This window comes from Cryptosporangium sp. NPDC048952 (assembly GCF_043197895.1).
GTDB lineage: Bacteria > Actinomycetota > Actinomycetes > Mycobacteriales > Cryptosporangiaceae > Cryptosporangium.
The window spans coordinates 924267-949603 of the sequence record NZ_JBICTY010000003.1 but is presented as its reverse complement, the minus strand read 5'-3'; the positions used below and the strand labels follow the sequence as shown (position 1 = coordinate 949603).

Below are 25337 nucleotides of genomic sequence, written 5' to 3'. Positions count from 1 at the left end.
TCTCCCTTATATCTATTCAGCGGAGTGTAGAGGGCGGGGCCGCCGGAGCGACCCCGCCCCGGGGGTCACTTCTTCGCGAAGACGCCGAACTCGTCGGCGTTGGCCTTCGTGACGATCTCGCAGTCGATCGACTGCTTCTCTTCCTTGCCGGACTTGCCGTCCTTCACGGTGGCGTCGGCCTGCTCCACGGCCTGCTCGGCAGCGAGCGCCGCCGGCTGCAGGGCGGTGGCGAGCATCTCGCCGGCCTTGATCGCCGCGATGGCGTCGGGGCTGCCGTCGAAGCCGACGACGACGACCTTGTTCAGCAGACCGGCACCCTTGAGGGCCGCGACCGCGCCCAGGGCCATCGTGTCGTTGCCCGCGATGACGCCCTGGATGTCCTTGTTCTTCTGGATGATCGTCTCCATCTTGGTGAACGCTTCCTGCTGGTCCCAGTTGGCGCTCACGCTGGCGACCTTCTTCATCGCCGGGTACTGCGAGATGACGTCGGAGTAGCCCTTCGAACGCACGCCGGCGTTCGTGTCGGACTCCTTACCGGTCAGCTCGACGTAGTTGCCCTTGCTCTTCATGCCCTTGACGAACTCCTGCGCCGCCAGCTGGGCACCCTGGGCGTTGTTGGAGACGATCTGGGCGGTGGCGACGCCCGTCTTGTTGATCTCGCGGTCGATCAGGAACACCGGGATGCCGGCGTCCTTCGCCTTGGTGACCGGGCCGATGGAGGCGTCGGCGCCGGCGTTGTCGAGGATGATCGCCTTGGCCTTGCGCGAGATCGCGGCGTCGATCAGCTCGCTCTGCTTGTTGGGGTCGTCGTCGTGCGACGCGACGGAGGTCTCGTAGCCGAGTTCCTTCGCCTTCGCGGCCGCGGCGTCCGCCTCGGCCTTGAAGAAGGGGTTGTCGGGCGACGGGGTGATGATGGCGATCAGGCCGCCGGCGTCGCCGCCGGACGAACTCGCGCTGGACGACGCGTCCTTGTCGTCACCGCCGCACGCGGCGAGCGAGAACGCGCCGAGCGTGAGCGCGAGGCCGGTGGCGGCCAAGCGGCGCAGTCTGAGTGACATGGGGGTGGTACCTCCACAGTGAGGGTTTCTCGGGGGTTGGGGTAAAAAGTCAGTAGGTGGCTTCCTGCGCCGGCGGGTCGGAGCGCAGCTCAGGGCGTCTTTGCGGCCTCCGCTTTCGGCGGCGCGGTCTGGGCCGCGGCGGCTGCGGCGGCGCCGCGCTTCTTGAAGCGCTGCTGGCCCTGGTCGAGCATCACGGCGAGCACGATGACCGCGCCCTTGATGAGGATCTGCCAGAACGTCGAGACGCCGAGGTTCACCAGACCGTCGGCGAGGAAGCCGATGACGAACGCGCCGACGAGCGTGCCGCGTACGTTGCCGCGGCCACCCGAGAGCGCCGCACCGCCGATGACGACGGCCGCGATCGCGTTGAGCTCGAACGTCTCACCGGCCTGCGGTGCGGCCGAGGTGAGCTCGGACGCGATGATCAGACCGGAGAGAGCCGCGCACGCACCGGAGATCATGTAGACCCGACGTTTCACACGCTGGACCGGCACCCCGGACAGCTCGGCCGCCCGCTCGTTGCCGCCGGTCGCGTACAGCCACCGGCCGAACGGCGCCTTCTTGATCAGCACTGTCATCACGATCGCGAGGATCGCCAGCAGGTAGATCGAGACCGGGATGCCGAGGATCTTCCCGCCACCCAGGTAGTCGAAGCCGGTGTTGCCCAGCTCCGGGTCGCCACCGAGGTTCGGGTAGGTCTGACCGTCGGAGATCAGCAGCGCGGCGCCGCGGGCCACGTACAACATGCCCAGCGTCGCGATGAACGGCGCGACGTTGAAGCGCGTCACCAGGATGCCGTTGATCGCACCGACGAGCGTGCCGACAGCGATCGCGACCAGGATCGTGACCCACACCGGCGGGTAGGCGATGACGCCGAACAGCTTCACGCCGCCGAGCAGTTCACCGGCGACCACACCGGACAGACCCACGATCGAGCCGACCGAGAGGTCGATGCCGCCCTTCAGGATCACCAGCAGCATGCCGAGGGCGAGGATGCCGTTGATCGCGACGTGCTTGGTCATCGTGATCACGTTCGTGACCGTGAGGAACGTGTCCGAGAGCAGCGTGAACACGATGATCAGCACGGCGAGCGCGATGAACGCGCGCGCTTCGAACACCACGTTCAGCAGGCGCAGACGGTTGGCCTGCGCGGCAGCCGAAGCCGCCGCTTCGCGGCGCTCCTCCGTCGGTGGGGGTGTGACGGTGGCGGTCATGACGCCTCTCCGGTGTTCTCTGACGACGTCGTCGCTGACGATGAGGGGGCGGGCACGCTGCCGCCGGACGCGGCCATGAGGGCTTCGCGGGTCAACTCGCCGCGGCGGAACTCGCCGACGATCCGGCCTCGGGCCAGGACCAGAAGGCGGTCGGGGATGTGGAGGGCTTCCTCCGCCTCGGAGGTGGTGAACAGCACGGCCAGGCCGCGCTGTGCCTGCTCGGCCATGAGCGCGAACACGTCGGCCTTCGCCCCGACGTCGACCCCGCGGCTGGGCTCGTCGAGCAGCAGCACCCGCGGGTCGGTGAGCAGCGCCTTGCCGATCACGACCTTCTGCTGGTTGCCGCCCGACAACGATCCGATCGGCGACTTCGGACTGCTCGTTTTCACCGTGACGTCGGTGATGGTCCGAGCCACGGCGGTGTCCTCGCTGGACCGGTTGAGGAAGATGCGCTTCGCGAACGAGAGCAGGCCGGCGAGCGAGAGGTTCTCCCCCACGCTCATCGTCTGGACGAGCCCGTCCCGCTGCCGGTCCTCGGGCACCAGCATCAGGCCGCGGGCGATCCGCTCCCGGATGCCCTCCTGACGCAGTACCTCACCGGCCAGCGTCACCTCACCGGACTGGATCGGGATCCGGCCGGCGAGCGCCTCGAGCAGCTCGGTGCGCCCGGCACCCATCAGCCCGTAGAGGCCGACGATCTCCCCGGCACGCACGCGCAGCGTCAGCCCGTCGACAGCGAGCCGGTCGTTGTTGCTCGGGTCCGGCACGACCAGGTCGGTGATCGCCAGCAGCTCGTCGCCGAGGACGGTGTTCCGCTCCGGGAACAGCGAGTCCTGGTCCCGGCCGACCATCTGCCGCACGATCCAGCCCAGGTCGACGTCGTCCGCCTCGGCGGTGGCGACCAGCGAACCGTCACGCAGCACGACGACGTCGTCGGCGATGTCGAGTGCCTCGTCGAGGTGGTGGGAGATGTAGACGACAGCGACACCGTCTGCGGTGAGTTCACGAATCATCCGGAACAGCACCTCGACCTCGGGCTCACTCAGCGCCGAGGTCGGCTCGTCCATGATCAGCACCCGGGCCTCCTGCAGGAGCGCGCGGGCGATCTCCACCAGCTGCTGCTGGCCGAGCCGCAGGTCACCGACCAGCGTCCGGGGGTCGATCTCCTCCTCGAGGCGCCGGAGGATGGCCGCCGCTGTGGTGCGCTCCTCCTTGCGGTCGACCGCGAAGCCGGGAGTGATCCGCTCCCGGCCGAGGAACAGGTTGTCCTCGATCGAGAGGTTCGCGCAGAGGCTGAGCTCCTGGTGGATGATGACGATCCCGGTGTCGGCGGCGTGCCGGGCGCTGGTGAAGACGACCGGTTCGCCGTCGACGGCGATCTGCCCCGTGGTGGGGGTCTCGATGCCGGCGAGGATCTTCATCAGCGTGCTCTTGCCGGCGCCGTTCTCGCCGAACAGCGCGGTGATGCGTCCGGGTTTCGCTTCGAAGTCGACGCCCTTGAGGGCGTGGGTGCCGCCGAAGACCTTGGTGATCTGTGCGGCGCTGAGCACGGCCTGTGCACCCTGGTTCGCTTGCTGCGCGGCGCTCACGGCGTCACCTCGAATTTCACCGGGGTGAGCGTCACGACCTCGGGGGTGAGGAAGGTGAACGCGCCGGTGACCGCGATCTTCTTGCCCTTGAGGGTGTTGGGCCGGACTCCGGCCAGGACCTTCGTGCGGACCTCGTTGTTGAGCGCGGTGCCGGCGTCGGCGTACTGAACCTGGTTGAGGAAGTCGCCGAACTTGATCGTGCCGGTCGCGTCACGCAGCGAGGTGCCGGTGATCGCGGGTCCGACCTGGACCCAAACCTGGGTTTCCTTGGGCAGGCCCTCGACGGTGAGCGAGAGCAGGCTGCCGTTCAGTTCGGCGCCGGTGCCTTCGACGGTGACGGGGAAGCTGTAGGGGCTGGAGCCCTCGCGCTTGCCGTACTTCTCGCCGGCGGCGTCCGCGTCGGCGGTGAGGGCCGGGACGAGCTCGGTGAGCGCTGTCGCGTTCTGCTCGATCAGCGGCGCGACCTTGGGGAAGGTCTCGGCGCCGAACTTGGCCGGGTCGAAGGTCTGCTCGGCCGCGGCTGTGGTGGCCGGGGCGTCGGCGTCGCGCCACTCGGTGGCCAGGCCCATCGCCGCGAGCACGACGATGATCACGGCCGCCTGGATGGCGCGAACCTTGACGCTCGGTTTGGTCGCCACGGTCCGTCGGCGGGCCGCCGGGGGGCGCGCCGGAGCCGCGCCGGGACGGTTCGCGTCGGACGCGAGCTCCTCGGCCGGTGACTCGGTCGGCGATGACGGCGTCACGGAAGCCTCCTCGAGGCAAGTGGGATGGTTGGTGCAGTTCCGTTTGCGGCGGCCGCTTCGGGCGCGCCGTGCGTTTGCGGCGCTTCGGGCGCAGCGGGCTCTGCGGAGCGGGAGCGGGCGAGTGCGGCGCGCCAGCCGGCGAGGGCGGCGGCGCGCTCGGCGGCGCTGGTGCGCGGCGCGAATTCACCGGCCGCTCGCGGCTGCTCCGGCTGCTCCGAGGACGATGTGGCGTTGGGCTCGTCCTGGCGAGCCCGACGCCACATCGTTCCGGGCGAGGCCCAGAGGCCCGCGCCCACTCCGGCCAGGCGGGCGGCGCCCAGGGCGGAGAGGTCAGCCTCGTCGGCGCGGCGCACGGTGCGGCCGGACACGTCCGCTTGCGCTTGCATGACGGTGTCACTGCGGGACAGGCCGCCGTCGACGAGCAGGGTGTCCACGGGAGTCCCCGCCGCCTCGATGGCGACGACGACGTCTTCCACCTGGAACGCGACCGACTCGATCGCGGCCCGGGCCAGCGCGGGACGCCCGGTGCCGAGCGTCAGGCCGCTCACGGTGGCAACCGCGTCGGCGTCCCACCAGGGCGCACCGAGCCCCCCGAACGCCGGCACGATCGACACCCCTTCGGCGGACGGACCCGCCGAGTCCAGCAGTTCCGTGGTGTCCACGGCGAACAGATCAGCCAGCCAGGTGAGCGTCCGGCCCGAGGAACGGATGTTGCCCTCCAGCGCAAGCGTCGGCGCGGCCCCACCGACCTGCCAAGCGACAGTGAGGCACAGCCCATGGGTAGCGTCACCGGACGACACCGCCATCACCGACGACCCGGTGCCGTACGTCGCCTTCACGATCCCCGGCCGCCACCCCTCGTGGGCATACAGCGCAGCGTGCGAGTCCCCGAGCACGGCCCGCACCGGCACCCCGTCCGGCAACGGATCGAACCCGCGAACCGCCGGGAACGGGCCGTCCGACGGCGTCACCGCACCGAGCACGGACAGTGGCACCCCGAAGAGCTCCAACAGCCGTGCGTCCCAGACGCCCCGCCGGACGTCGAGCAGCTGCGTCCGCGACGCGTTGCTGATCTCGGTGACGTGCTCACCGCTCAGGCAGAACAGCAGCCACGAGTCGATCGTCCCGAGGCACAGTTCCCCCTCCGTGCTGCGCCGCCGGTCCGGGTCGTACTCGTCGAGCAGCCACTGCGCCTTGAGCGCGGAGAACATCGGGTCCAGCGGTAATCCGCTGATCTCTTCGACCAGCGGCCCCACACCGGTGGCCTGCATCGCAGCGCAGCGCGCCGCGGTCCGCCGGTCCTGCCACCCCAGCAGCGGCCCGAGCGGCTCGCCGGAAGCCCGGTCCCACAGCACGAGCGACTCCCGCTGCGTACTGAGCCCCACCGCGACAACGCGCTGTAGAACGTCGTCACCGAGAGAACGGACGGCCGTACGAACGCTTGCCCAAACCTCGAGCGCATCCTGCTCCACCCAGCCCGGCTGCGGGTGCGCAGCACCCAGCGGCGCGGAGGCGGACGCGACGACCGCACCGGACGCGTCGACCAGGAGCGCCTTGGTGGCGCTCGTGCCCTGGTCGATGGCCAGAACCACGTCAGACGTGGAGGCCATGGCCGAGCAGCTCTCTGGCGGCGGCAGCGATGCCGTCGGCGGTCAGCCCGAAGTGATCGAGCAGGAACGACGCACTACCGGTCGGCGCGAACACGTTCGGAACACCGAGGATGCGCATCCGAACCGGCTGCTCGGTGGCGACCAGCGACGCGACCGCGGCACCGAGACCACCGCTGATCGTGGCTTCCTCGGCCGTGACGATGCCCTTGGTTTCCCGGGCCGCTGCGAGGGCCGCTTCCACGTCGAACGGGTCGACGAACGGCATGTTGATCACGCGCAGGCCGATGCCCTCCGCACGCAGGATCTCCGCGGCCCGCAGTGCCCGCGACACCAGCGTGCCGATCGCGATCACCGTGACGTCGTCGCCTTCGGTGAGCGTGTTCGAGAGGCCGGGACCGAACGGCGCGTCGTCCGGGGTGACGACCGGAACCTTGAACCGCGGGATCCGGATGAACACCGGACCGGGGTTCTCCACCGCCCAGCGCACCGCCTGGCGGGTCTGCACCGGGTCGGCCGGCACGACGACCGGAAGGTTCGCGACCGCGCGCATCCAGGACAGGTCCTCGATGGAGTGGTGCGTCGGGCCGAGCTCGCCGTAGGCCATACCCGGGCTCTGGCCGCACAGGATCACGTGCGTGTTGCTGTAGGCGGCGTCGGCCTTGATCTGCTCGAGCGCGCGACCGGTGAGGAACGGCGCGGCGGCGCTCACGAACGGGATCTTGCCGCCGTTCGCGAGGCCGGCACCGACGCCGACCAGGTCCTGCTCGGCGATCCCGACGTTGATCAGGCGCTCCGGGAACCGGTCGCGGAACCCGACCAGGTTGCTGGACCCAACGGAATCATTACAAACAGCAACGATTCGCTCGTCGGACTCGGCGAGCTTGATCAGTTCGTCGGCGAAGTCCTGACGGCAGTCGTAGGTGAGGTCGGCGCTCACACCAGCTCCTCGAGTGCGAGACGGACCTGCTCGGGCGTCGGCACCTTGTGGTGCCACTCGACCCGGTCCTCCATGAACGAGACGCCCTTGCCCTTGATCGTGTTGGCCACGATCGCGACCGGCTTGCCGGTGGAGGAGGGCTCGAGGGCCTGCAGGATCGCGACGTGGTCGTGGCCGTCGATGTCGCGGAGCTCCCAGCCGAAGCTGGTCCACTTGTCGCCGAGCGGCTCGAGGGCCTTGGTGTCCTCGGTGCGCGCGCCCTGCTGGAGCCGGTTGCGGTCGACGATCGCGGTGAGGTTGGCGAGCTCGTAGTGGCTGGCGGTCATCGCCGCCTCCCAGTTGCTGCCTTCCTGCATCTCGCCGTCACCGAGGACGACGACGGTACGCCAGGACTTGCCGTCGAGCGACGCGGCGAGGGCGGCGCCGGTGGCGACTGGGAAACCGTGGCCGAGCGGGCCGCTGTTCGTCTCCACACCGGGGACCTTCACCCGGTTGGGGTGGCCGTTCAGCGCCGACAGGGGCGCCATGAACGTCGTGAGCTCAGCGCGCGGGAAGAAGCCGCAGTACGCGAGCGTGGAGTACAGCGCCGCAGCGCAGTGGCCCTTGGAGAGCACGAACCGGTCGCGGTCGGCCCAGTGCGGCTGCGTCGGGTCGAGGTTCAGCACGCCGGCGAAGCAGGTGACCATGATGTCGGTGACGGAGAAATCGCCGCCGATGTGACCTAACTTCGCGGTGCTGATCATCTCGATGATGCTGCGACGCACGGCGAGTGAGATCGTCCGCAGCTCGACTGCCTTCTCCTCGTTGCTGAGGGCGGCGAGTCTCGAGCGCAGCTCCCGGTATTCCGCGGCCAGCGGCGGGTCAGCCACTAACATAGTGAATATCCATTCCGGCTCGAATTTGCATACGCACACAGTGGCGCCGTCTTTCGTCGTTCGTCAAGCATCAATTCGGCTGCAATACCTGTACTGCATCGATGCAGGTAGGCCGCCGTTGACAGGTAACGCGCCGGAAACTACGTTGACCGCAACTCCCATTCGGCTATGAATGGATATTCAAATGGAGCCGTTATTCGGTGCCGGCATCTGGCACTTCGGGCAGTACGTCGATCGTTACGCCACCGACGGCTACGGTCCCCCGGTCAGCACGCTCGAGGCGATCGACCGGGCCGGCCAGGTCGGCTCGCTCTCCGTCGTCGACCTGACGTACCCTTTCGCCCCCGCCGACTTGCCGGTCGCGGACGTGGCGGACGCGTTGAAGCGCAACAACCTGCGCGCGATCGCGATCACGCCCGAGATCTACACGCGCACGTTCGTCAAGGGCGCGTTCACCAACCCCGACGCCGCGGTGCGTCGCGAGGCGATCGAGCTGATCTCGGCCGGTGCCGAGGTGGGGCGCGAGCTGGGCGTCGACTACATCAAGCTGTGGCCGGGGCAGGACGGGTGGGACTACCCGTTCCAGGCCGACTACGCCGAGATCTGGAAGTACTCGGTGGAGGGCGTGCGCGAGCTCGCGACGACGTTCCCCGACCTGAAGTTCGCGATCGAGTACAAGCCCCGTGAGCCGCGCAACCGCATGGTGTTCTCCGGCGTCGCCCGGACGCTGCTCGCGATCGAGGAGATGGGGCAGCCGAACGTCGGCATCCTGCTCGACTTCGGTCACTCGCTCTACGGCGGCGAGTCCCCGGCGGACGCGGCGCAGCTCGCGATCTCGCGCGGCCGGCTGTTCGCGATCGACGTGAACGACAACTTCCGCGGCTGGGACGACGACATGGTCGTCGGGTCGGTGCACCTCACCGAGACGTTCGAATTCTTCTACACGCTGCGTCAGCTCGGCTGGGAAGGGATCTGGCAGCTCGACCAGTTCCCGTTCCGCGAGGACCAGGTGCAGGCCGCGCGCGACGGCATCGACGTCATGCGGGCGATCTACCAGGCGATCGACCTCGTGGACCACGAGGCCCTGCGCGAAGCGCAGAAGGCCCAGGACGCGCTCGCGGCCCAGCGCCTGATCCGGCGCGCGCTCCTCAGCACGCTGCCCGAGTAGCGCGTCCCGAGGCGTGCACGTCTTGGGGGGCTATGACCCACCAAGACGTGCACGCCTCAGACGGCGCTCGCGAGCACGTGCTGGAACGCCAGCTCCGAAGCGCCGATCAGCGCGGAGTCCCGGCCCAGCGCCGGCGTGATCAGCGGCGTCGACGCCCGCGACTCCGCTTTCGCGCGATGCGACAGCTCCCGTTCGATCGTGGCGCACTCGATCCGGAGGATCTCGGCGAGCGTGTCACCCACCACCACCGCCTCCGGGTTGAAGACGTTGATGAGGATCGCGAGCGTCCGGCCCAGCGACGTCGCCACCCGCACCACGGCTTCGGCGGCCCGGGGCGCACCCCGCTCCGCGTCCGCGAGCACCGCCGCCACCGCGGCCGACCCGTGGACGGAGACACCGGCGTAGCGCAGCAGCGCGTGCTCGCCGATGATCGTCTCGACGCAGCCGTTGCTGCCGCAGTGGCACCGGGGACCGTCCGGGTCGAGCATGATGTGCCCGATCTCGCCGGCGTACCCGTTGGAGCCCGCGAGCAGCGCACCGTCCACGATGACGCCGCCACCGACGCCCACCAGCCCGGCGATGTAGACGACGTTACGCATCTGCCTGGCGGCGCCACGCTGGTGCTCGGCGAGCGCACCGAGGTTCGCGTTGTTGCCGATCCGCACCTCGAGCCCCGGGAGCGCCTCGGCCAGCCGGGACCCGAGCGGCACGTTGCGCCACCGCAGGTTGGGCGCGTGCACGACGAGCCCCTCGGTCAGCTGCACCGTGCCGGGCACGCTCACCCCGACGCCGACCAGCGTCGCGCTGGTCGGCATCTCGGCGGCCAGCGCGTGTGCGTCGGCAGCGATCCGGTCGACGACCTCACCCGGCGACGGCTCCGACACGGGTGTCTCCCGGCGGACGTGCACCCGGCCGCCGAGCCCGACCGCGGCGGACACGATCCGCTCGACCTCGATCTCGACGGCCAGGACATACGGACCGTCCGGCCGGGGCGCCACCACGTGCGACGGGCGCCCCGCCTTCTCTCCCCCGCCGGGGACGTGCTCGTCCACCATGCCCCGCCGCACCAGGTCGCCGACCAGGTCCCCGATCGTGCTGCGGTTGAGCCCGAGCGAAGTGGTGAGCTCCGCCCGGGTCAGTTCGCCGCGCCGGTGGATCTGCTGCAGCACCTGGCTGAGATTGTGTCGCCGGATCTCCTCCGGCCTCACAACCGAGGAACGGGGCACCTTCGGATCATTCTTCCGCGGGCTTGCGGCGGGACAGCGCGTCGGCGCCGGCCGCGACCAGCAGCACCAGCCCGGTGACCAGGAAGACGTAGGACGAGCTGATGTTCTTGATCAGGTTCAGGCCGTTGGGGATCATCGCGATGACGATCGCGCCGATCACCGCGTCCCGCACCTTGCCCCGACCGCCGAACAGCGACGTACCACCGATCACCGCGGCACCCACGGCGTAGAGGACGTCGGTGTTCTTACCGAAGTCCGACGGCACACCGCCCAGGTAGGACGCACCGATGATGCCCGCGAGTCCCGCCATGCCGGAGCAGATGACGAACGCCGACATCCGGATCCGCGCGACGTCGATACCGGCCCGCCGCGCGGCCTGGCGGCTGCCGCCGACCGCGTAGAGGAAGCGTCCGTACTGCGTCCGGGTCAGGATGTAGGTCCAGAACACGAACACGATCGCGACGATCAGCACGGCCCACGGGACGCCCTGGATCTTCGCGAACACGGTGCGGGACCGGTCCTGGTTGAGCACGAAGACCGCGATGCCGGTGACGACCGCGATCGCGCCCGCCCGCACGAAGACCAGGTCGAGCGGCTCGGCCGACAGTTCGTTGCGCCGCCGGGTGATCGAGCGGTACGCCGTCGTGCCCAGGTACGCCAGGATCGCGAGCGCCCAGACGACCCACGCGAACACGACCGGCATGTAGCCGTTCTCGATCTTGTCGACGAGCTCGAAGTTCCGGGTGGGGATGGCCGCACCGGTGCCGATGAACTTCAGCAGCACGCCCTGCCAGGCCAGGAACAACGCCAGCGTGACGATGAACGACGGGATGCCGACGCGCGCCACCAGGAAGCCGATCAGGGTACCGATCGAGGTACCGACCGCCACCGACAGGAACATCGCGAGCAGCTGCGTCGAGCCCAGGTGGGCCACCGCGACCACGATGCCCAGCGCGATGATCACCGCGGGGATCCAGAGCTTGGACAGCGCGGCGAGCGCCACGGTGGCGACCATGATCAGCATCAGCACGACGAACACGCCGGTGCCCAGTGAGGCCTGCAGGTCACCGTCGTTGTTCAACGCCAGCGCCAGGCCGGCGGCGCAGACGCCACCCGCGGTACCGGCCGACAGGTCGATCTCGCCGATCAGCAGGACGAAGACCATGCCCATGCCGAGCACGGAGATCTGCGCGGCCTGCTGGAGCAGGTTCGCGAAGTTGCCCTTGCTCAGGAAGACGTCACTGGTGTTGGCGAAGATGATGACGAGCACCAACGCGCCGAGGATGGCCGGCAACGCGCCGCCCTCACCGCCACGCACCCGGCCCCAGTAGGCCCGGAACGACTCGACGACGTTCTTCGGCCCGGCGTCGGAGGCGAAGGCCGCGGCCTCGGCTTCCGGCGTCGTCTCCAGCACGCTGGCGTCGGAAGCGACGCTGTAGCCCTTGTTGTCTGTAGTCATTGGATGCTCACAGGTTCGCGTCCGCGGTGGCGCGGGACAGGCCCAGGTCGCCGGACCGGCCGGTGGTGATCAGCTCGACCACCTGGCTGACCGTAGCGTCGGCGGCCTTCACCTCGGCCGCGATCCGGCCCAGGTACAGCGCGTCGATCCGGTCGGAGACCTCGATGACGTCGTTCATGTTGTGCGAGATCAGCACGACGCCGAGCCCGCGGTCCGCCAGCCGTCGGACCAGGTCGAGCACCTGCCGGGTCTGGGCGACGCCCAGCGCGGCGGTCGGCTCGTCGAGGATGACGACCTTGGAGTTCCAGAGCACGGCCTTGGCGATCGCGACCGTCTGGCGCTGGCCACCGGACAGGCTGCTCACCGGCTGCCGCACCGACTTCACCGTGCGGACCGAGAGGCTCGCCAGCACCGTGCGGGCCTGCGCCTCCATCGAGCCCTCGTCGAGCTGCCGCAACCGGTTCTTGGACTCGCGTCCGAGGAACATGTTCTCGACGATGTCGAGGTTGTCGGCGAGCGCGAGGTCCTGGTACACGATCTCGATACCGAGCGCAGCGGCGTCGCGGGGGCTGCCCAGCGACACCTGGTTGCCTTCGAAGAAGAACTCGCCGGAGTCGACGTGGTGGATGCCGGCGATGCACTTGATCAGCGTCGACTTGCCGGCGCCGTTGTCACCGACGAGCGCGGTGACCTGACCCGGGTAGACCGAGAGGTCGATGTCGTGCAGGACCTGGACCGGTCCGAAGCTCTTGTTGACCTTGCGTAGTTCGAGGATGGGCGTATCCGCCATCGCTGCGACTCCTTCAGGAGAAAGCGCCGGCGGGCAGAGCCCGCCGGCGCGAACAACGAATCAGGCGACGCCGGCCTCGGTGCACAGCGCGGCGTACTTGCCGGTGCACAGCTCGGCCTTGGTCACGAAGCCGTCAGCGACGACGTCCTTGACCGTCTCCTTGGTGATGGACTTCGGCGGGAGCAGCAGCGACGGAACCTGACGCTTGCCCTCGGTGTCCTCGACGGTGCCGGTGGTCTCGCCCTTCTCGCCCTTGAGCAGCGCGACGGTGAGCTTGACCAGGCCTTCGGCCTCGTCCTTGATCGGCTTGTAGACCGTCATGTACTGGTCGCCCGCAAGGATGTTCTGCAGACCGCCGGCGGTCGCGTCCTGGCCGGTGACCGGAACCTTCAGGCCGTTCTTCTTCAGCACGGTGATCGCCGAGTTGCCGAGACCGTCGTTAGCGGCGAGAACGCCGTCGACCTTGCCGCCGGAAGCGGTGAGCAGCTGCTCGAAGATCGTGACGGCCTTCGCGTTGTCCCAGTCCGGGACGCTCTGGTCGCCGACCTTCTTCCAGCCGGTCTGCTTCGTGAGGACCGAGTCGTAGCCCTGCTTGAACAGCGTGGCGTTGTTGTCGGTCGGCGACCCGTTGAGGTCGATGTACGTCGGGTTCTTCTTGCCGGACTTGGTCAGAGCGTCGACCAGGCCCTGGCCCTGCAGCTCGCCGACCTTCACGTTGTCGAACGACACGTAGTAGTCGGCGGTGCCACCGAGCGTCAGGCGGTCGTAGTCGATCGTCTTGACGCCCGCGGCCTTGGCCTTGGCCTGGACCTGGGCACCGGTGGCCGAGTCCAGGTTCACGATCGCGAGGACGGAAACGCCCTCCTGGATCATGCCGTCCGCGATCGACACGAACTTGCTCTTGTCACCGAGCGCGTTCTGGATGTCGGCGTCCACGCCGGCCTCCTGGAACGCCTTGGTGAGCAACGGCTTGTCGAAGCTCTCCCAGCGGGCGGACGACTGGGTGTCCGGAAGGATCACGCCGACCTTGCCCTTGACCGACGACGAGTTCCCGGAGTCCGCCTTGGTGTCGGACGACGAGGAGTCGTCGCCGCCGCATGCCGCCAGGACGAGCGCCATCGCGGCGCTGACAGCGACCATTCCGAGCGCACGCATGCGCATAGGGTGTCCCGCCTTCCCCATTGAAGGGGCCGATATCGCGTATGGACATCGGCAATTGTTGTGGGCGGGAACATATCGAGGGGGACGGCGTCGCGGGAAGGGACGTTACGCACCCGTTACGGCCATGCGGGTGAAGGCGTTACCCAAGGCGGGGCACCCGTACCTTTATGCCCGAATGAGCTGCTCTTCGTCCAAGAGGCGATCGGCGAGCGCGTCGATCGCCCGGTCGAGCCGCGCGCGGTCGACGGGATCGGTCGTGCCCCAGTCCTCCAGCTGACTCAGCAGCCACTGCCGCCACGCCGCCGCAACCTGGGCGAACGCCTCGGCGCCACTCTCCGTGAGGGCCAGCCCGCCGCCCTCCGCGCGCAGGTGACCGTCGTCGACGGCCTGCAGGAACACCGGCGCGAGGACGTCCGGCGGCACGCGATGGGCCGCCGCGATCTCCTCCAGCGTCGGCGGGCTGCCCCGGCGCGCGCGGAGCTGCACCTGGCCGACGACCCAGGCCTCCCCCGGGTCGAGCGCCGTTCCCGATCCGGCCAGCACGGCCGGGGCCGCGGTGGGCGCGCCCCGCCGGATCAGCTGGGCGACGGTGCGCTCCAGCTGCCGGTCGGCGTCCGCGGTGTCGGGCGTCCCGAAGCCTTCGCCGACGTCGGTCGCGCCGGCCCTGGCGGTGTCCCGCAGCGGCACCTGCTTGAGGAAGAGCGACACCAGGAACCCGACCACGGCGATCGGCACGACCCAGGTGAACACGTGGCCGATCGCCGCCGCGTAGGCGCCGATGAACGGCGCGGACTCGGCGGCCGGAAGCGCGTGGAGCGCTGCCGGGTCGGTCACCGCGTTCGCCGATACGCCGGGTGACGCCCGGAACGCCGTGGTCAGTTCCGCGGACAACTGGTTCGAGTACAGCGTCCCGAAAACGGCTGTTCCGACAGTGCTGCCGACGGTACGGAAGAACGTGACGCCCGCTGTCGCCGTGCCGAGGTCGCCGTAGGCGACGGTGTTCTGCACCGCGATCGTCAGCACCTGCATCGCGAGCCCGAGACCGGCGCCCAGCACGAACATGTACAGCGACTCCAGCGCGACGCCGGTGTCCTGGTCCATCGTCGACATCAGGAACAGGCCGAGCGTCATCACCGCGGTACCGACGATCGGGAACGCCTTGTACTTGCCGGTGCGGCTGATCACCGACCCGCTGACCATCGACATGACCAGCAGGCCCGCCATCAGCGGCAGCGTGCGGAAGCCCGAGCCGGTGGCCGAGACGCCGTCGACGTACTGCAGGTAGGACGGCAGGAACGTCATCGCGCCGAGCATCGCGAACCCGACGACGAAGCTCAGGACGCCGCACACGGTGAAAACCGGGTTGGCGAACAGCCGCAGCGGCAGCATCGGTTCGGCCGCGCGCTTCTCGGCGAACACGAACAGTGCGAGGAACGCGGCCGCGCAACCGAACATGCCGAGGATCATCGGCGAGGCCCAGGCGTACTCGTCGCCGCCCCACTCCAGCGCGAGAATCAGCGAGACGACACCGAGCGTCACCAGGACGATGCCGAGGTAGTCGATCAGCGGCTTGGTCGTGAGCGTGACCGACGGGATCGTGCGTGCCGCCATCACGACCATGACGACAGCGACCGGCAGGTTGACGTAGAAGCACCAGCGCCAGGACAGGTGATCGGTGAACAGGCCGCCCAGCGTGGGCCCCAGTACGGTGGTCAGACCGAATACGGCGCCCAGCGCACCCTGATAGCGGCCGCGTTCCCGCAGCGGGATGACGTCGGCGATGAGCGCCTGCGCCGTCACCATCAGTCCGCCGCCGCCGATGCCCTGGATCGCCCGTCCGATGATGAGCAGCGTCATCGTGTGCGCGACACCGGCTATCGCAGATCCCGCGACGAAGCAGATCGCCGAGGCCTGGAAGATCAGCTTCCGGCCGAACAGGTCGCCGAACTTGCCGACGAGCACCGACGACACGGCCTCGGTGAGCATGTACGCGGTCACGACCCAGGCCATGTGCCCGGCGCCGCCGAGGTCCGCGACGATCGTCGGCAACGCCGAACTGACGATCGTCTGGTCGAGAGCGGCCAGCAACATGCCGAGCAGGATCGTCGTGAACACCAGATTCATCTGGTTGCGGCTCATGCGTAAGTAATGCCCTGATTTGTCTAGTTAGGCACATCACAAGATATAAAGTTGCACCAAGCAACCTCCGAGATAAAGTTGCATGTATCAAAGAGCTATCGCTGAACGAAGGCTGGTAATGACGACTGCTACCGCTGAAGCGCCACCGACCGCGGAGCCGATGTCGCACCGTCAGATCTTGGAGGCCCTGACCGGCCTCCTGCTGGGGATGTTCGTGGCGATCCTGTCGTCCACGATCGTGACCAACGCACTGCCGACGATCCTCACCGACCTGCACGGCGGCGAATCGGCCTACACCTGGGTCGTGACCAGCACGCTGCTGGCCACCACCGCCACCACCCCGATCTGGGGCAAGCTCGCTGACCTGACCAGCAAGAAGACGCTGGTCCAGATCGCGCTGGTCATCTACGTCGCGGGGTCGGCGGTCGCCGGGCTGTCGCAGAACATCGGCGAGCTGATCGCCGCCCGCACGATCCAGGGCATCGGCGTCGGCGGTCTGACCGCCCTCGCGCAGGTGATCATGGCCGCGATGATCTCGCCGCGCGAGCGCGGCCGGTACTCCGGCTACCTGGGTGCGGTCTTCGCCGTCGCCACGGTGTCCGGACCGCTGATCGGCGGCGTCATCGTCGACACCGACTGGCTCGGCTGGCGCTGGTGCTTCTACGTCGGCGTCCCGATCGCGGCGCTGGCGCTGTTCGTCCTGCAGAAGACGCTGCACCTGCCGGTGATCAAGCGGAAGGTCACCATCGACTACCTGGGCGCCACCCTGGTCACCGCCGCGGTCTCGCTGCTGCTGATCTGGGTCTCGCTGGCCGGTTCGCAGTTCGACTGGATCTCGTGGCAGACCGCGGTGATGGTGCCGGGCGCCCTCGTCCTCGGCGGACTGTTCGTCCGGGTGGAGTCGCGGGCGGCCGAGCCGATCATCCCGCTGCAGCTGTTCAAGAACCGCACCGTCCTGCTCGCCACCGTCGCCAGCCTGTTCGTCGGCGTCGCGTTGTTCGGTGCGAGCGTCTTCCTGAGCCAGTACTTCCAGATCGCCCGCGGCGAGTCGCCGACGGCGTCCGGGCTGCTCACGCTGCCGATGATCGGCGGGCTGTTCCTGTCCTCGACGATCTCCGGCAAGATCATCAGCTCCACCGGCCGCTGGAAGCGGTTCCTGGTCGCCGGTGCGTTCCTGGTGACGGCCGGGTTCGCACTGATGGGCACCGCCCGGGCCGAGACCCCGTACTGGCACCTGGCGATCTTCATGGCCGTGATCGGTATCGGCCTCGGGATGACGATGCAGAACCTGGTGCTGGCCGTCCAGAACACGGTGAAGACCAGCGAGCTGGGCACGTCGAGCTCCACCGTCGCGTTCTTCCGCAGCCTCGGTGGTGCGGTGGGTGTGTCCGCGCTCGGCGCGGTGCTCGGTCACCGGGTCACCGACTACCTGGCCGACGGTCTGCGTGCGATCGGCGTCGACTCGGTGGGGTCGGGCGACGGCAGTCTGCCGGACCTGTCCACGCTGCCGGCTCCGATCCGGTCGATCGTGATGGATTCCTACGGCCACGCGGCCGGGGACGTGTTCCTCGTGGCAGCGCCGTTCGCACTGCTCGCGTTCATCGCCGTGCTGTTCATCCGCGAGGTCGCGCTCCGCAGCTCGATCGGCGACACCCCGGCTCCGGCCGTTGCGGTGGCCGCACCGGTCGAGGAGGAGCCGGTTCTCGTTGCCACGCACGCGGCGACCGGGGCGCCCGAGGAGCAGGCTGCTCCGGTGAGCACGCTCCCCCGGCGCGGCGTCCGCCACCCGGGGCGGCACGAGGCCGGACGGCACGAGGCCACTCGGCGCGGCGCCCGCCGCAAGGCGGAGCACGAGCTCCAGTAATTCGGGTACACCCGTGATCAGACTGGGTACCGTCCCGGAATGGCGCGCTCGTACGACCTGGTCCTGTACGGCGCCACCGGCTTCACCGGTGGCCTGACCGCGGAGTACCTGGCGCGGGTGGCGCCCGAGAACACCCGCTGGGCCCTGGCCGGCCGGAATCTGTCGAAACTGGCAGAGGTCCGTCGCCGGCTGGGGCCTTCGTGGTCCGACCTGCCACTGCTCCATGCCGACGCCGACGACGCCGGGTCGCTGGCCCGGCTCGCGTCGTCGACCCGGGTCGTGGCCAGCACGGTCGGGCCGTACGTGAAGTACGGCGAACCGCTCGTGGCCGCGTGTGCCACCGCGGGCACGGATTACACCGACCTGACCGGCGAGCCGCGTTTCGTCGACGAGATGTACCTGCGGCACCACGCGACGGCGCTGCGAACCGGCGCCCGGATCGTCCACGCCTGCGGCTTCGACTCGATCCCCGCCGACCTCGGCGCCTGGTTCACCGTGCAGCAGCTCCCCGCGGGCCACCCGCTGCACGTCGAGAGCTTCTACCGCGTCTCCGGCCGGGCCTCCGCGGGCACCGTCCACTCCCTGATCGGCGCCGTGGCCGACGCCGGCGCCTCCCGCCGCGCCGCCGCCGAACGCCGCCACCGCGAGAGCGTCTCCGCCGAGCCCGCGGACGCGGCCGCCCGCGCCGGCGCCGTCGACGGCGGGCGGCGGATGGCCTGGGTGCCGCGGACCCATCCGGTGGGTGTGTGGACGGTGCCGATGCCGACGCTCGATCCGCAGGTCGTGGGGCGGACAGCGGCGGCGCTGGGCTGGCGCGACTTTTCGTACGGGCAGTACGCGGCACTGCCGTCACCGCTGCACGTGGCCGGCGCGCTGGCCGGCACCGTCGCGATCACCGCCGCCGCCCAGGTGGCCCCACTGCGCGACCGGATGCTCGGCCGGTTCGCGTCCGGCACCGGCCCGACCGAGGAGCAACGCGCCGCCGGCTGGATGTCCGTGAAGTTCACCGGCGTCACCGATGACGGAACCCGCGTCCTCACCGAGGTCCACAGCGACCTCGACCCCGGCTACGCGTCGACGGCGATCATGCTCGGCGAAGCGTCGCTCTGCCTGGCCCTGGACGACCTCCCGCCCACCGTCGGACAGGTGACGACAGCGGTCGCGATGGGCGCCCGGCTGGTCGAACGCCTCGACGGCGCCGGCATCACGTTCCGCGTCCTCCGGCGGTGGCCTGCGTCTTCCTAGCCGGCGCCGACTCGGCAGCGGGCAACGTCACCTGGAAGCAAGCACCGGTCGGACGGTTCGGCCGGTACCCGAGCCCGATCCGGCCGGCCTCGGCAAGCGTCCGCACGATGTACAGCCCGAGCCCGGTACCGCGCTTCGTCGTCGCAACGCCGGTTTCGGCGCGGCTGAACCGCTCGAACAGGTGCGGCACGAATTCGGCCGGAACCCCCTCACCGTGGTCGCAGACCGAAAGCTCGACGGTGCTCCCCGTACCGCGCGCCGTGAGATCGAACGGCGGCGCCCCGTACTTCACCGCGTTCCCCAGCAGATTCGTGACGATCTGCTGCAGGTGCCCGGCGTCGGCACGAACGCACAACCCCTCCGGCACCGAGACCGTGACGTCGAGCGCCTGGTCCGGCGGCAGCGTCGCGACCGCGTCCCGCAGCGCGCTCCCCAGGTCGATCGGGACGGCCTTCGGCGTGAGGACACCGGCGTCGAGCTGGGCCACCGTGAGGATGTCCTCGACGAGCCGGTTCAGCCGCAGCCCGGCCCCCTCGATCCCCCGCAGGTACTGCTGTTTGCGCTGGTCCGGCAGGTGGTCCCAGTCGTCGGCCAGCGTCTCGGTGTAGCCGAGGATGCCGGTGATGGGCTGCCGGACGTCGTGCGAGAGCATCGCGACGAAGTCGGCCATCCGGTCCCGGGCGTCGGTCAGGTTGCCGTTGGTCCGCTCCAGCTCGTCGGCGTGCTCGGCGAGCTGGGCGCGCGCCGCCGCCTCCTCGTCCTCGAGCCGTTTGCGGTCGGTGACGTCGACGACCTGCACGGTGAAGCGCACCGGCTTCGCGTCCAGGTCGCGGTGGAGCGTGACGGTGGTCGCGCCGTACAGCACCCGGCCGTCCGCGTGCCGGTAGCGCTGCTCCCGGGTGAAGCCCGGTGAGGAGCCCGCGAGCGTCTCGCGCATCGCGGTTTCGGTCTCCGGTGCGTCGTCCGGGTGCGTGATCTCGGTGAGCGCCAGGCCGGCGAGCGTCTCGGGCGGCCGCCCGAGCATCACGCCGAACGCCCGGTTGGCCTGCTTGATCCGGCCGGTCAGGTCGATGAGCGCCATGCCGGCCAGCGAGTGGTCGAAGACGGTCCGGAACCGCTGCTCGCTCAGCCGGAGTGCCCGTCGGCTGCGCGAGCCGCGCGCGGAGATGAGCACCGCGATCAGGCCGACCGCGGCCGCCGTGGCCAGCCCGACCCGGCCACCGGTGGTGGCTCCGGCCAGCGGTCCGTAGAGCGAGTCGTCCGGCACCGTCGCGACCAGGCGCCATCCGGTACCCGACACCGGGTAGCTGCTGAACGTCCAGCGTTTGCCACCGGACGTGTAGCCGGCGAAGACGCGGCCGGTCGGGTGTTCGGTGAGCGCCGCGGCCAGCGCCGGCTCCGCGGTGCCCAGCGCGTCGCTCCCGTCGCTCACCGGCCGGTTCGCGGCCACGACCCGGCCCGCGCCGTCCGCCAGGTAGACCCGGTTGCCGGGAATCGTCAGCGCTTTCGCGAGGTAGGCCGAGAGCGGGCTGCGCGCCACCTCGACCGCGCCGGAGAACACGCGGCGGCCGTACGGGGTGTCGAACGGCATCGCGAACGCGGTCACCGCGAGTTTCTGGCTGGCGGACGGTACGACCGGCGAGACCGCGGGGACGCCGGTGCGCAACGCGGTCCGCAGGTGGGCGTACCGGCCGGTCAGGTTCTTCCCGATCAGCGCGGGGTTCGACGGTGCCACGTGCAGCACCCGACCCTGCCCGTCGAGCAGCAGCGCAGCGGGGTAGCCGAACGTGGCCACCGACCGCCGGAAGTCCTCGCCGTTCACCGACCTACCCGCCAGGAAGGTCGCGGCCTGTTTCCGTTCCCGGGCGAGCAGGTCCTGCACGTAGCTGGCCACGAACTGGCTGCCGAGCGACACCCTCACGTCGAAGCGCTGGACGAGGTCGTCCCGGCTGGAGCGCTGCGCCCACGACAACGTCGCTGCCACGACCGCACACAGCAGCAGCCACACGCCGACCGGCACCACGACGTCCCGCATCCGGGACCAGGGCCCGGACGTCGCCACAGGCTTCACCCAGAAGAGTTAACCATCTCAATTAGCACTAAAACAGACTATTCACGCGGGTATCGCTCGAGGGTCGTCAGAACCTCGGCCGCAGCGGTGCTCAGCGTCGCCAGCTCGACGTCGGTGAACTCGCGCGGCTCTCTGCCGATGACGCAGTGCGTGCCGATGACCTGGCCGTCCGGCGTGCTCAGCGGCACCCCGGCGTAGCTGCGGACGCCCTGGTGGACGACGAGCGGGTTGTCGTGCTCGTCGGGGTCCCGGCACATGTCCGGAACGACCTGCGGGTTGCCCGAGCGGACCGCCTTCACGCAGAACGACCACTCGATCGGCACGTTGGCCGCGTCGCCGTAGCCTTCGAGGCCGTAGCTGCCCCGCACGACTGCGGCGGTGTCGAGCAGCAGGTTCGTCAGTGCGATCGGCTGGCGCAACTGCTCGGCCGTGTTCGCGGCGATCGCGTCCAGCTCCTCGACGAGGTCGGGATTGGTGAGGTCGTACTTGGCGATCGCGCTCAGGCGGTCGAAGGACGCCAGCGCGGTCAGGTCGGCGTCCGTGATCTGCTTCATGACGCGCTGCTCCGCATCAGTTCGTACGCCTGGCTCAGTCGATCGTGGCTCGCGACCCGGATCGCCAGTGCCTCGCCGCAGAGCGCGGTGACCGGGGCCGCCGAGCGCATGGCGTCCAGCAACTGTTCGATCGCGCCGGGGCCGGTCTCGGAGCCGTCCAGCCGGGCGGTGGACAGCAGGTCCGACCAGATTCCGGACGCCTGTGGACCGTAGATCCGCTCGACGGCGCGGCGCGCCTCGGCCAGATCCGGCCGGGCGACGCCGTCCACCGCGTTGGAGGTCACAGCTTTCCTGATCGGCAGCGCTTTTCCGGAACTGAGCGGTGCACACTGTTCCCCGTGGCGATCTTCTCTCCCGGGTTCCAGGGGCGGCGGCGTTCGGCGACCGGCCTGCTCCCACCCGGCCAGTACGAGACCAACGGCTTTCCGGTGCTCTCCGCCGGCCCGACCCCCCGCGTGCCGCTGGACACCTGGCGGTTCGCGATCACGACCGAGTCCGGACAGCAGCACGGCTGGTCGTGGGACGAGTTCCGGGCGCTCCCGACGGCGAAGCCCACCGTCGACATCCACTGCGTGACCAAGTGGTCGAAGTTCGGCACGTCGTGGGAGGGCGTCTCGCTCGACACGCTGCTCGACGGCGTGGAGACGTCCGCCGCGCACGTGCTCGTGCACTCGTACGGCGGCTACACGACGAACCTGCCGCTGGCCGATCTGCGTGGCGGCAAAGCCTGGCTGGTGCACACGTTCGACGGCAAACCGTTGACGCCCGAGCACGGGGGTCCGGTGCGGTTGCTCGTGCCGCACCTGTACTTCTGGAAGTCGGCCAAGTGGGTCAAGCGGCTGGACCTGCTCGTCACCGACCAGAAGGGGTTCTGGGAGCGAGCGGGCTACCACAACTACGGAGATCCGTGGCGGGAGCAGCGCTACGACGGGGACTGAGCGTCCGGAACCACGCGCGGCAGAACAGCACGATGACGACGAGGTCCACGGCGTCGCCGCCGTAGTACATGAGCATCGCGCCCTGCTCGGCGCCGGGCGTCTGCGCATAGAGGTGCTTGGCGAGGATGCCGTGCGCGGCCGACGCGGCGACCAGCACCACCGCCCGGTACGGATAGCCGGCCGGGCGGGGGTGGGTGCCGAGGATCGCCGCCGTGAACAGGTAGCCGGCCAGCAGCATGTGCACGTGGACGAGCGGGTGGTCGTAGTACGGCGTCGCGTAGAGCAACCACAGCCCGCCGACGTCGAGCAGCGCCGCGATCGCCGGGTTGCCGAGCGTCCGCAGCGGGAGTGAGCGCAACAGGCGCACGAGCGTGCGGGCACGGGCGACCGGGAGCGCGCGTAGCGCGAGCTGGACCGGGTGGCCGAGGGCCAGCAGGAGCGGGGCCACCATGCCCACCAGCAGGTGGCTCAGCACGTGCTGAGTGAAACCGTGCCCGGGTACGACGAGCCCGACGCCGAGCACCCCGAGCCCCGCCGCCCAGCACGCCGTGCGCCGCCCCACCCAAACCGGCCCCACCTCCGCCACCGCGACCCGATAAACCACCAATGGCAGCAAGAGGCCCGAGACCACCAGCAGCAAGCCGGCCGGCGTGCCTGCGTGGCTCACCGCGCGGCCGACCCGCCCGCGGCGGAGCCAGCCGCGCCGCCCGCGGCGGAGCCAGCCGCGCCGCCCGCGGCGGAACCATCCGCGCCGCCCCCGGCGGAACCATCCGCGGCGCGCGCCGGGCGGCGGCGGGCGGTGATCAGGAGCGTGGCGCCGACGGCGATGAGGGCTACCGCTATGACGTTCCACGCCCAGTCGTAGGGGGTGACGTCGACGTGGTAGCGGATCTGGTGCAGGCCCAGCAGCTTGTGCTGGATCGTGCCGTCGTAGAGCTGGAACGCCCCGGCCGCGGCCAGCAGACCACCCCACCAGCGCCGCGCCACGAACACTCGACGCCGACGCACATCGGCAAGGAGGAACAGCGCCGCGACCGTCGCGAACCAACTGAACGCGTGAAAGATCCCGTCGGAAACCAACCCGACCGCGTTCGTCGACTTGTCATAGAAGTGATGCCAGTGCAGCAACTGGTGAAAGACGGTCTCGTCGACGAACGCCGCGACCCCGAGGCCCAGCAACGCTCCGGACAGCACAGTGCGTTCCACACGGCCGACTTCCCACCGCGACCGTCCATAAACGCGGGGCCGCGCCCAGGCCCCGCAATCCGCCACACTCCACGAATGCGACAAATTGCCGGTTCCGGATCCGGGAGCCTCACCCGACGCAAACTGCTCGCACTCGGCGCGGCCGTACCCCTCCTCGCAGCATGCCGCACCGCCCCCGGGGGCGCCGGCGGTGAGATCACCGGCGAAACCGTGCACGCGGCAACGCTCGCGCTACTGCAGGGCGCCGCAACCTGCCGCCCCTCCCGCCAACTCGCCCAGGGACCGTACTGGTTCGACGTCGACCGCCTGCGCAGCGACATCCGCGAAACCCGCCGCGGCACGACCCTCCAGCTCGCGATCCGGGTCGTCGACGGTGCCGGCTGCGGACGCGCGCCGCTGCCGGACGTCGTCGTGGAGATTTGGCATTGTGACGCGACCGGCCGGTACTCCGGCTTCGAAGGGCCGGACCGCACCGCGCCGGCGGACCCGCCGCCGGGCTGGCCGAACACCCGCGGCGTCGAGCTGCCCGCCGCCGACCCGACCGGCGACCCGATGGGGTACGACGTCCGCACGTCGAACGGATCGTACAGCCGCGGCGACGCCGAGGCGCAGCCCGGCGACGACGGGACGTACCTCCGCGGCGCCCAGGTGACCGGCGCGAACGGCATCGCCCGGTTCACCACGATCTACCCGGGCTGGTACGTCGGGCGGGCGCCGCACGTGCACGTCAAGGTGTACGCGCGCCGTACGACAGTCCTGAGCACACAGCTCTTCCTCGACGACACGGTCAACGACCAGGTGTACCGGGCGGCTCCCTACCGCGCCCGTCCCCCGCGCAACCGGGCCGACGCGTTCTACGATCCGTCGCTGCGACTGACCGTGCGACGCTACGGCGACGCCTATCTCGGCGCTGTCAATCTGGGCGTCGATCTGCTCGGCGTCCCGCCGGGAGCCGTAGGTACCCTAGGGGGGTAGAGTAGGCCCATGGCACACGCGTACATCGCCGACAAGGACGCCTACCTCAAACGGTTGCGGCGTATCGAGGGGCAGATCCGCGGGCTGCAGCGGATGGTCGAGCAGGAGGAGTACTGCATCGACATCCTCACCCAGGTCTCCGCCGCCACGAAGGCGCTGCAGTCGGTGGCCCTGGGGCTGCTCGACGAGCACCTCGCGCACTGCGTCGTCGACGCCGCACGCAACGGGGGCCCGGAAGCCGACGCGAAGGTACGCGAGGCCTCTGACGCGATCGCGCGTCTCGTTCGTTCCTGAGGGAGTTCTCATGTCTGTGACCACGACGTACCCGGTGACCGGGATGACCTGCGAGCACTGCGTCAACGCGGTGCGCTCCGAGGTGGGCGAGGTCCCCGGTGTCACGGCGGTCGAGGTCGACCTGTCCGCCGGTTCGGTGACCGTGACGAGCGACGCCCCGGTCGACGTCGAGCAGGTGCGCGCTGCTGTCGACGAGGCCGGATACGCGCTGGCCAACTGAT

24 protein-coding genes are annotated in these 25337 nt (G+C 69.8%); 7 read left to right on the top strand and 17 right to left on the bottom strand.

All coding sequences use genetic code 11. From position 1 onward, the window contains the following. Positions 1 to 65: 65 nt before the first annotated feature. The 7 genes from ACGFY5_RS20460 to ACGFY5_RS20430 form a co-directional block, all read right to left on the bottom strand. Positions 66 to 1058 (bottom strand): D-ribose ABC transporter substrate-binding protein, encoded by a 993-nt coding sequence (locus tag ACGFY5_RS20460; RefSeq protein ID WP_392721867.1) that lies wholly within the window; start codon positions 1056 to 1058, stop codon positions 66 to 68. An 89-nt stretch (positions 1059 to 1147) separates the two neighbouring features. Continuing rightward, positions 1148 to 2272, bottom strand: coding sequence for an ABC transporter permease (locus ACGFY5_RS20455; RefSeq protein ID WP_392721865.1), 1125 nt, complete (start codon positions 2270 to 2272; stop codon positions 1148 to 1150). Beyond that, positions 2269 to 3861, bottom strand: coding sequence for a sugar ABC transporter ATP-binding protein (locus tag ACGFY5_RS20450; RefSeq protein WP_392721863.1), 1593 nt, complete (start codon positions 3859 to 3861; stop codon positions 2269 to 2271). Before ACGFY5_RS20450 ends, ACGFY5_RS20455 begins: the two co-directional genes overlap by 4 nt. After that, positions 3858 to 4604, bottom strand: coding sequence for a DUF2291 family protein (locus ACGFY5_RS20445; RefSeq protein ID WP_392721862.1), 747 nt, complete (start codon positions 4602 to 4604; stop codon positions 3858 to 3860). The genes ACGFY5_RS20450 and ACGFY5_RS20445 overlap by 4 nt, the downstream gene beginning before the upstream one ends. Continuing rightward, complete coding sequence (locus tag ACGFY5_RS20440) at positions 4601 to 6214, bottom strand: FGGY family carbohydrate kinase (protein ID WP_392721860.1); 1614 nt, start codon at positions 6212 to 6214, stop codon at positions 4601 to 4603. The genes ACGFY5_RS20445 and ACGFY5_RS20440 overlap by 4 nt, the downstream gene beginning before the upstream one ends. Then, entirely contained in the window at positions 6198 to 7151 is a 954-nt protein-coding gene (locus tag ACGFY5_RS20435) for a transketolase family protein (protein WP_392721859.1), read from the bottom strand. The genes ACGFY5_RS20440 and ACGFY5_RS20435 overlap by 17 nt, the downstream gene beginning before the upstream one ends. Beyond that, positions 7148 to 8026 (bottom strand): transketolase, encoded by an 879-nt coding sequence (locus ACGFY5_RS20430; RefSeq protein ID WP_392721857.1) that lies wholly within the window; start codon positions 8024 to 8026, stop codon positions 7148 to 7150. Before ACGFY5_RS20430 ends, ACGFY5_RS20435 begins: the two co-directional genes overlap by 4 nt. 184 nt (positions 8027 to 8210) lie before the next feature. Between ACGFY5_RS20430 and ACGFY5_RS20425 the strand changes: the two genes are divergently transcribed. After that, on the top strand, positions 8211 to 9194 hold the full coding sequence (locus ACGFY5_RS20425; protein ID WP_392721855.1) for a TIM barrel protein: 984 nt from the start codon (positions 8211 to 8213) through the stop codon (positions 9192 to 9194). Between the two features lie 56 nt (positions 9195 to 9250). On the opposite strand, the gene ACGFY5_RS20420 is transcribed toward ACGFY5_RS20425, so the two are convergent. From ACGFY5_RS20420 to ACGFY5_RS20400, 5 genes are all read right to left on the bottom strand, one after another. Then, on the bottom strand, positions 9251 to 10363 hold the full coding sequence (locus ACGFY5_RS20420) for an ROK family protein (protein ID WP_392721854.1): 1113 nt from the start codon (positions 10361 to 10363) through the stop codon (positions 9251 to 9253). Between the two features lie 64 nt (positions 10364 to 10427). Further along, entirely contained in the window at positions 10428 to 11879 is a 1452-nt protein-coding gene (locus ACGFY5_RS20415) for a sugar ABC transporter permease (RefSeq protein ID WP_392721852.1), read from the bottom strand. A 7-nt stretch (positions 11880 to 11886) separates the two neighbouring features. Continuing rightward, positions 11887 to 12669, bottom strand: a complete 783-nt coding sequence (locus ACGFY5_RS20410; RefSeq protein ID WP_392721850.1) for an ATP-binding cassette domain-containing protein — start codon at positions 12667 to 12669, stop codon at positions 11887 to 11889. Between the two features lie 60 nt (positions 12670 to 12729). Beyond that, positions 12730 to 13830: a substrate-binding domain-containing protein gene (locus ACGFY5_RS20405; RefSeq protein WP_392721848.1), complete on the bottom strand. Its 1101-nt coding sequence runs from the start codon at positions 13828 to 13830 to the stop codon at positions 12730 to 12732. 165 nt (positions 13831 to 13995) lie between these two features. Further along, a complete protein-coding gene (locus ACGFY5_RS20400; protein WP_392721846.1) occupies positions 13996 to 15969 on the bottom strand; it encodes an MDR family MFS transporter in 1974 nt (657 codons plus the stop codon). 118 nt (positions 15970 to 16087) lie between these two features. On the opposite strand from ACGFY5_RS20400, the gene ACGFY5_RS20395 reads away from it, so the two are divergent. Continuing rightward, a complete protein-coding gene (locus ACGFY5_RS20395) occupies positions 16088 to 17833 on the top strand; it encodes an MDR family MFS transporter (protein WP_392721844.1) in 1746 nt (581 codons plus the stop codon). Between the two features lie 39 nt (positions 17834 to 17872). Continuing rightward, complete coding sequence (locus ACGFY5_RS20390; protein WP_392721843.1) at positions 17873 to 19078, top strand: saccharopine dehydrogenase family protein; 1206 nt, start codon at positions 17873 to 17875, stop codon at positions 19076 to 19078. Here ACGFY5_RS20390 and ACGFY5_RS20385 read toward each other — a convergent pair. From ACGFY5_RS20385 to ACGFY5_RS20375, 3 genes are read right to left on the bottom strand one after another with little or no spacing between them, the layout of a single operon-like run. Then, positions 19038 to 21149: a PAS domain S-box protein gene (locus ACGFY5_RS20385; protein WP_392721841.1), complete on the bottom strand. Its 2112-nt coding sequence runs from the start codon at positions 21147 to 21149 to the stop codon at positions 19038 to 19040. The two genes, ACGFY5_RS20390 and ACGFY5_RS20385, sit on opposite strands and share 41 nt — an antisense overlap. Positions 21150 to 21187: 38 nt before the next feature. Further along, positions 21188 to 21703: a GAF domain-containing protein gene (locus tag ACGFY5_RS20380; protein ID WP_392721839.1), complete on the bottom strand. Its 516-nt coding sequence runs from the start codon at positions 21701 to 21703 to the stop codon at positions 21188 to 21190. Continuing rightward, positions 21700 to 21987, bottom strand: coding sequence for a hypothetical protein (locus ACGFY5_RS20375; RefSeq protein WP_392721838.1), 288 nt, complete (start codon positions 21985 to 21987; stop codon positions 21700 to 21702). Before ACGFY5_RS20375 ends, ACGFY5_RS20380 begins: the two co-directional genes overlap by 4 nt. Positions 21988 to 22041: 54 nt before the next feature. Here ACGFY5_RS20375 and ACGFY5_RS20370 point away from each other — a divergent pair, with 54 nt between their 5' ends. Further along, positions 22042 to 22641 (top strand): sulfite oxidase-like oxidoreductase, encoded by a 600-nt coding sequence (locus ACGFY5_RS20370; RefSeq protein ID WP_392721837.1) that lies wholly within the window; start codon positions 22042 to 22044, stop codon positions 22639 to 22641. On the opposite strand, the gene ACGFY5_RS20365 is transcribed toward ACGFY5_RS20370, so the two are convergent. Both ACGFY5_RS20365 and ACGFY5_RS20360 read right to left on the bottom strand, forming a co-directional pair. Next, the gene (locus ACGFY5_RS20365; protein ID WP_392721836.1) at positions 22556 to 23245 is read right to left on the bottom strand and encodes a cytochrome c oxidase assembly protein; all 690 of its coding nucleotides are present in this window, start codon (positions 23243 to 23245) and stop codon (positions 22556 to 22558) included. The two genes, ACGFY5_RS20370 and ACGFY5_RS20365, sit on opposite strands and share 86 nt — an antisense overlap. A 59-nt stretch (positions 23246 to 23304) precedes the next feature. Next, positions 23305 to 23847: a DUF2243 domain-containing protein gene (locus ACGFY5_RS20360; protein ID WP_392721835.1), complete on the bottom strand. Its 543-nt coding sequence runs from the start codon at positions 23845 to 23847 to the stop codon at positions 23305 to 23307. A 75-nt stretch (positions 23848 to 23922) separates the two neighbouring features. On the opposite strand from ACGFY5_RS20360, the gene ACGFY5_RS20355 reads away from it, so the two are divergent. The 3 genes from ACGFY5_RS20355 to ACGFY5_RS20345 are packed head-to-tail and all read left to right on the top strand — an operon-like array spanning position 23923 to position 25336. Then, on the top strand, positions 23923 to 24822 hold the full coding sequence (locus ACGFY5_RS20355; RefSeq protein ID WP_392721834.1) for a protocatechuate dioxygenase: 900 nt from the start codon (positions 23923 to 23925) through the stop codon (positions 24820 to 24822). Between the two features lie 9 nt (positions 24823 to 24831). Next, the gene (locus ACGFY5_RS20350; RefSeq protein WP_035856696.1) at positions 24832 to 25116 is read left to right on the top strand and encodes a metal-sensitive transcriptional regulator; all 285 of its coding nucleotides are present in this window, start codon (positions 24832 to 24834) and stop codon (positions 25114 to 25116) included. A gap of 10 nt (positions 25117 to 25126) precedes the next feature. Further along, entirely contained in the window at positions 25127 to 25336 is a 210-nt protein-coding gene (locus ACGFY5_RS20345) for a heavy-metal-associated domain-containing protein (protein ID WP_392721832.1), read from the top strand. Position 25337: the final 1 nt, after the last annotated feature.

Bases quoted from the DNA above. Each gene is read 5' to 3' on its own strand.
- ACGFY5_RS20460 (WP_392721867.1), bottom strand. From the start codon at position 1,058: ATGTCACTCAGACTGCGCCGCTTGGCCGCCACCGGCCTCGCGCTCACG.
- ACGFY5_RS20455 (WP_392721865.1), bottom strand. From the start codon at position 2,272: ATGACCGCCACCGTCACACCCCCACCGACGGAGGAGCGCCGCGAAGCG.
- ACGFY5_RS20440 (WP_392721860.1), bottom strand. From the start codon at position 6,214: ATGGCCTCCACGTCTGACGTGGTTCTGGCCATCGACCAGGGCACGAGC.
- ACGFY5_RS20430 (WP_392721857.1), bottom strand. From the start codon at position 8,026: ATGTTAGTGGCTGACCCGCCGCTGGCCGCGGAATACCGGGAGCTGCGC.
- ACGFY5_RS20425 (WP_392721855.1), top strand. From the start codon at position 8,211: ATGGAGCCGTTATTCGGTGCCGGCATCTGGCACTTCGGGCAGTACGTC.
- ACGFY5_RS20415 (WP_392721852.1), bottom strand. From the start codon at position 11,879: ATGACTACAGACAACAAGGGCTACAGCGTCGCTTCCGACGCCAGCGTG.
- ACGFY5_RS20410 (WP_392721850.1), bottom strand. From the start codon at position 12,669: ATGGCGGATACGCCCATCCTCGAACTACGCAAGGTCAACAAGAGCTTC.
- ACGFY5_RS20405 (WP_392721848.1), bottom strand. From the start codon at position 13,830: ATGCGCATGCGTGCGCTCGGAATGGTCGCTGTCAGCGCCGCGATGGCG.
- ACGFY5_RS20400 (WP_392721846.1), bottom strand. From the start codon at position 15,969: ATGAGCCGCAACCAGATGAATCTGGTGTTCACGACGATCCTGCTCGGC.
- ACGFY5_RS20395 (WP_392721844.1), top strand. From the start codon at position 16,088: ATGACGACTGCTACCGCTGAAGCGCCACCGACCGCGGAGCCGATGTCG.
- ACGFY5_RS20390 (WP_392721843.1), top strand. From the start codon at position 17,873: ATGGCGCGCTCGTACGACCTGGTCCTGTACGGCGCCACCGGCTTCACC.
- ACGFY5_RS20380 (WP_392721839.1), bottom strand. From the start codon at position 21,703: ATGAAGCAGATCACGGACGCCGACCTGACCGCGCTGGCGTCCTTCGAC.
- ACGFY5_RS20355 (WP_392721834.1), top strand. From the start codon at position 23,923: ATGCGACAAATTGCCGGTTCCGGATCCGGGAGCCTCACCCGACGCAAA.
- ACGFY5_RS20350 (WP_035856696.1), top strand. From the start codon at position 24,832: ATGGCACACGCGTACATCGCCGACAAGGACGCCTACCTCAAACGGTTG.
- ACGFY5_RS20345 (WP_392721832.1), top strand. From the start codon at position 25,127: ATGTCTGTGACCACGACGTACCCGGTGACCGGGATGACCTGCGAGCAC.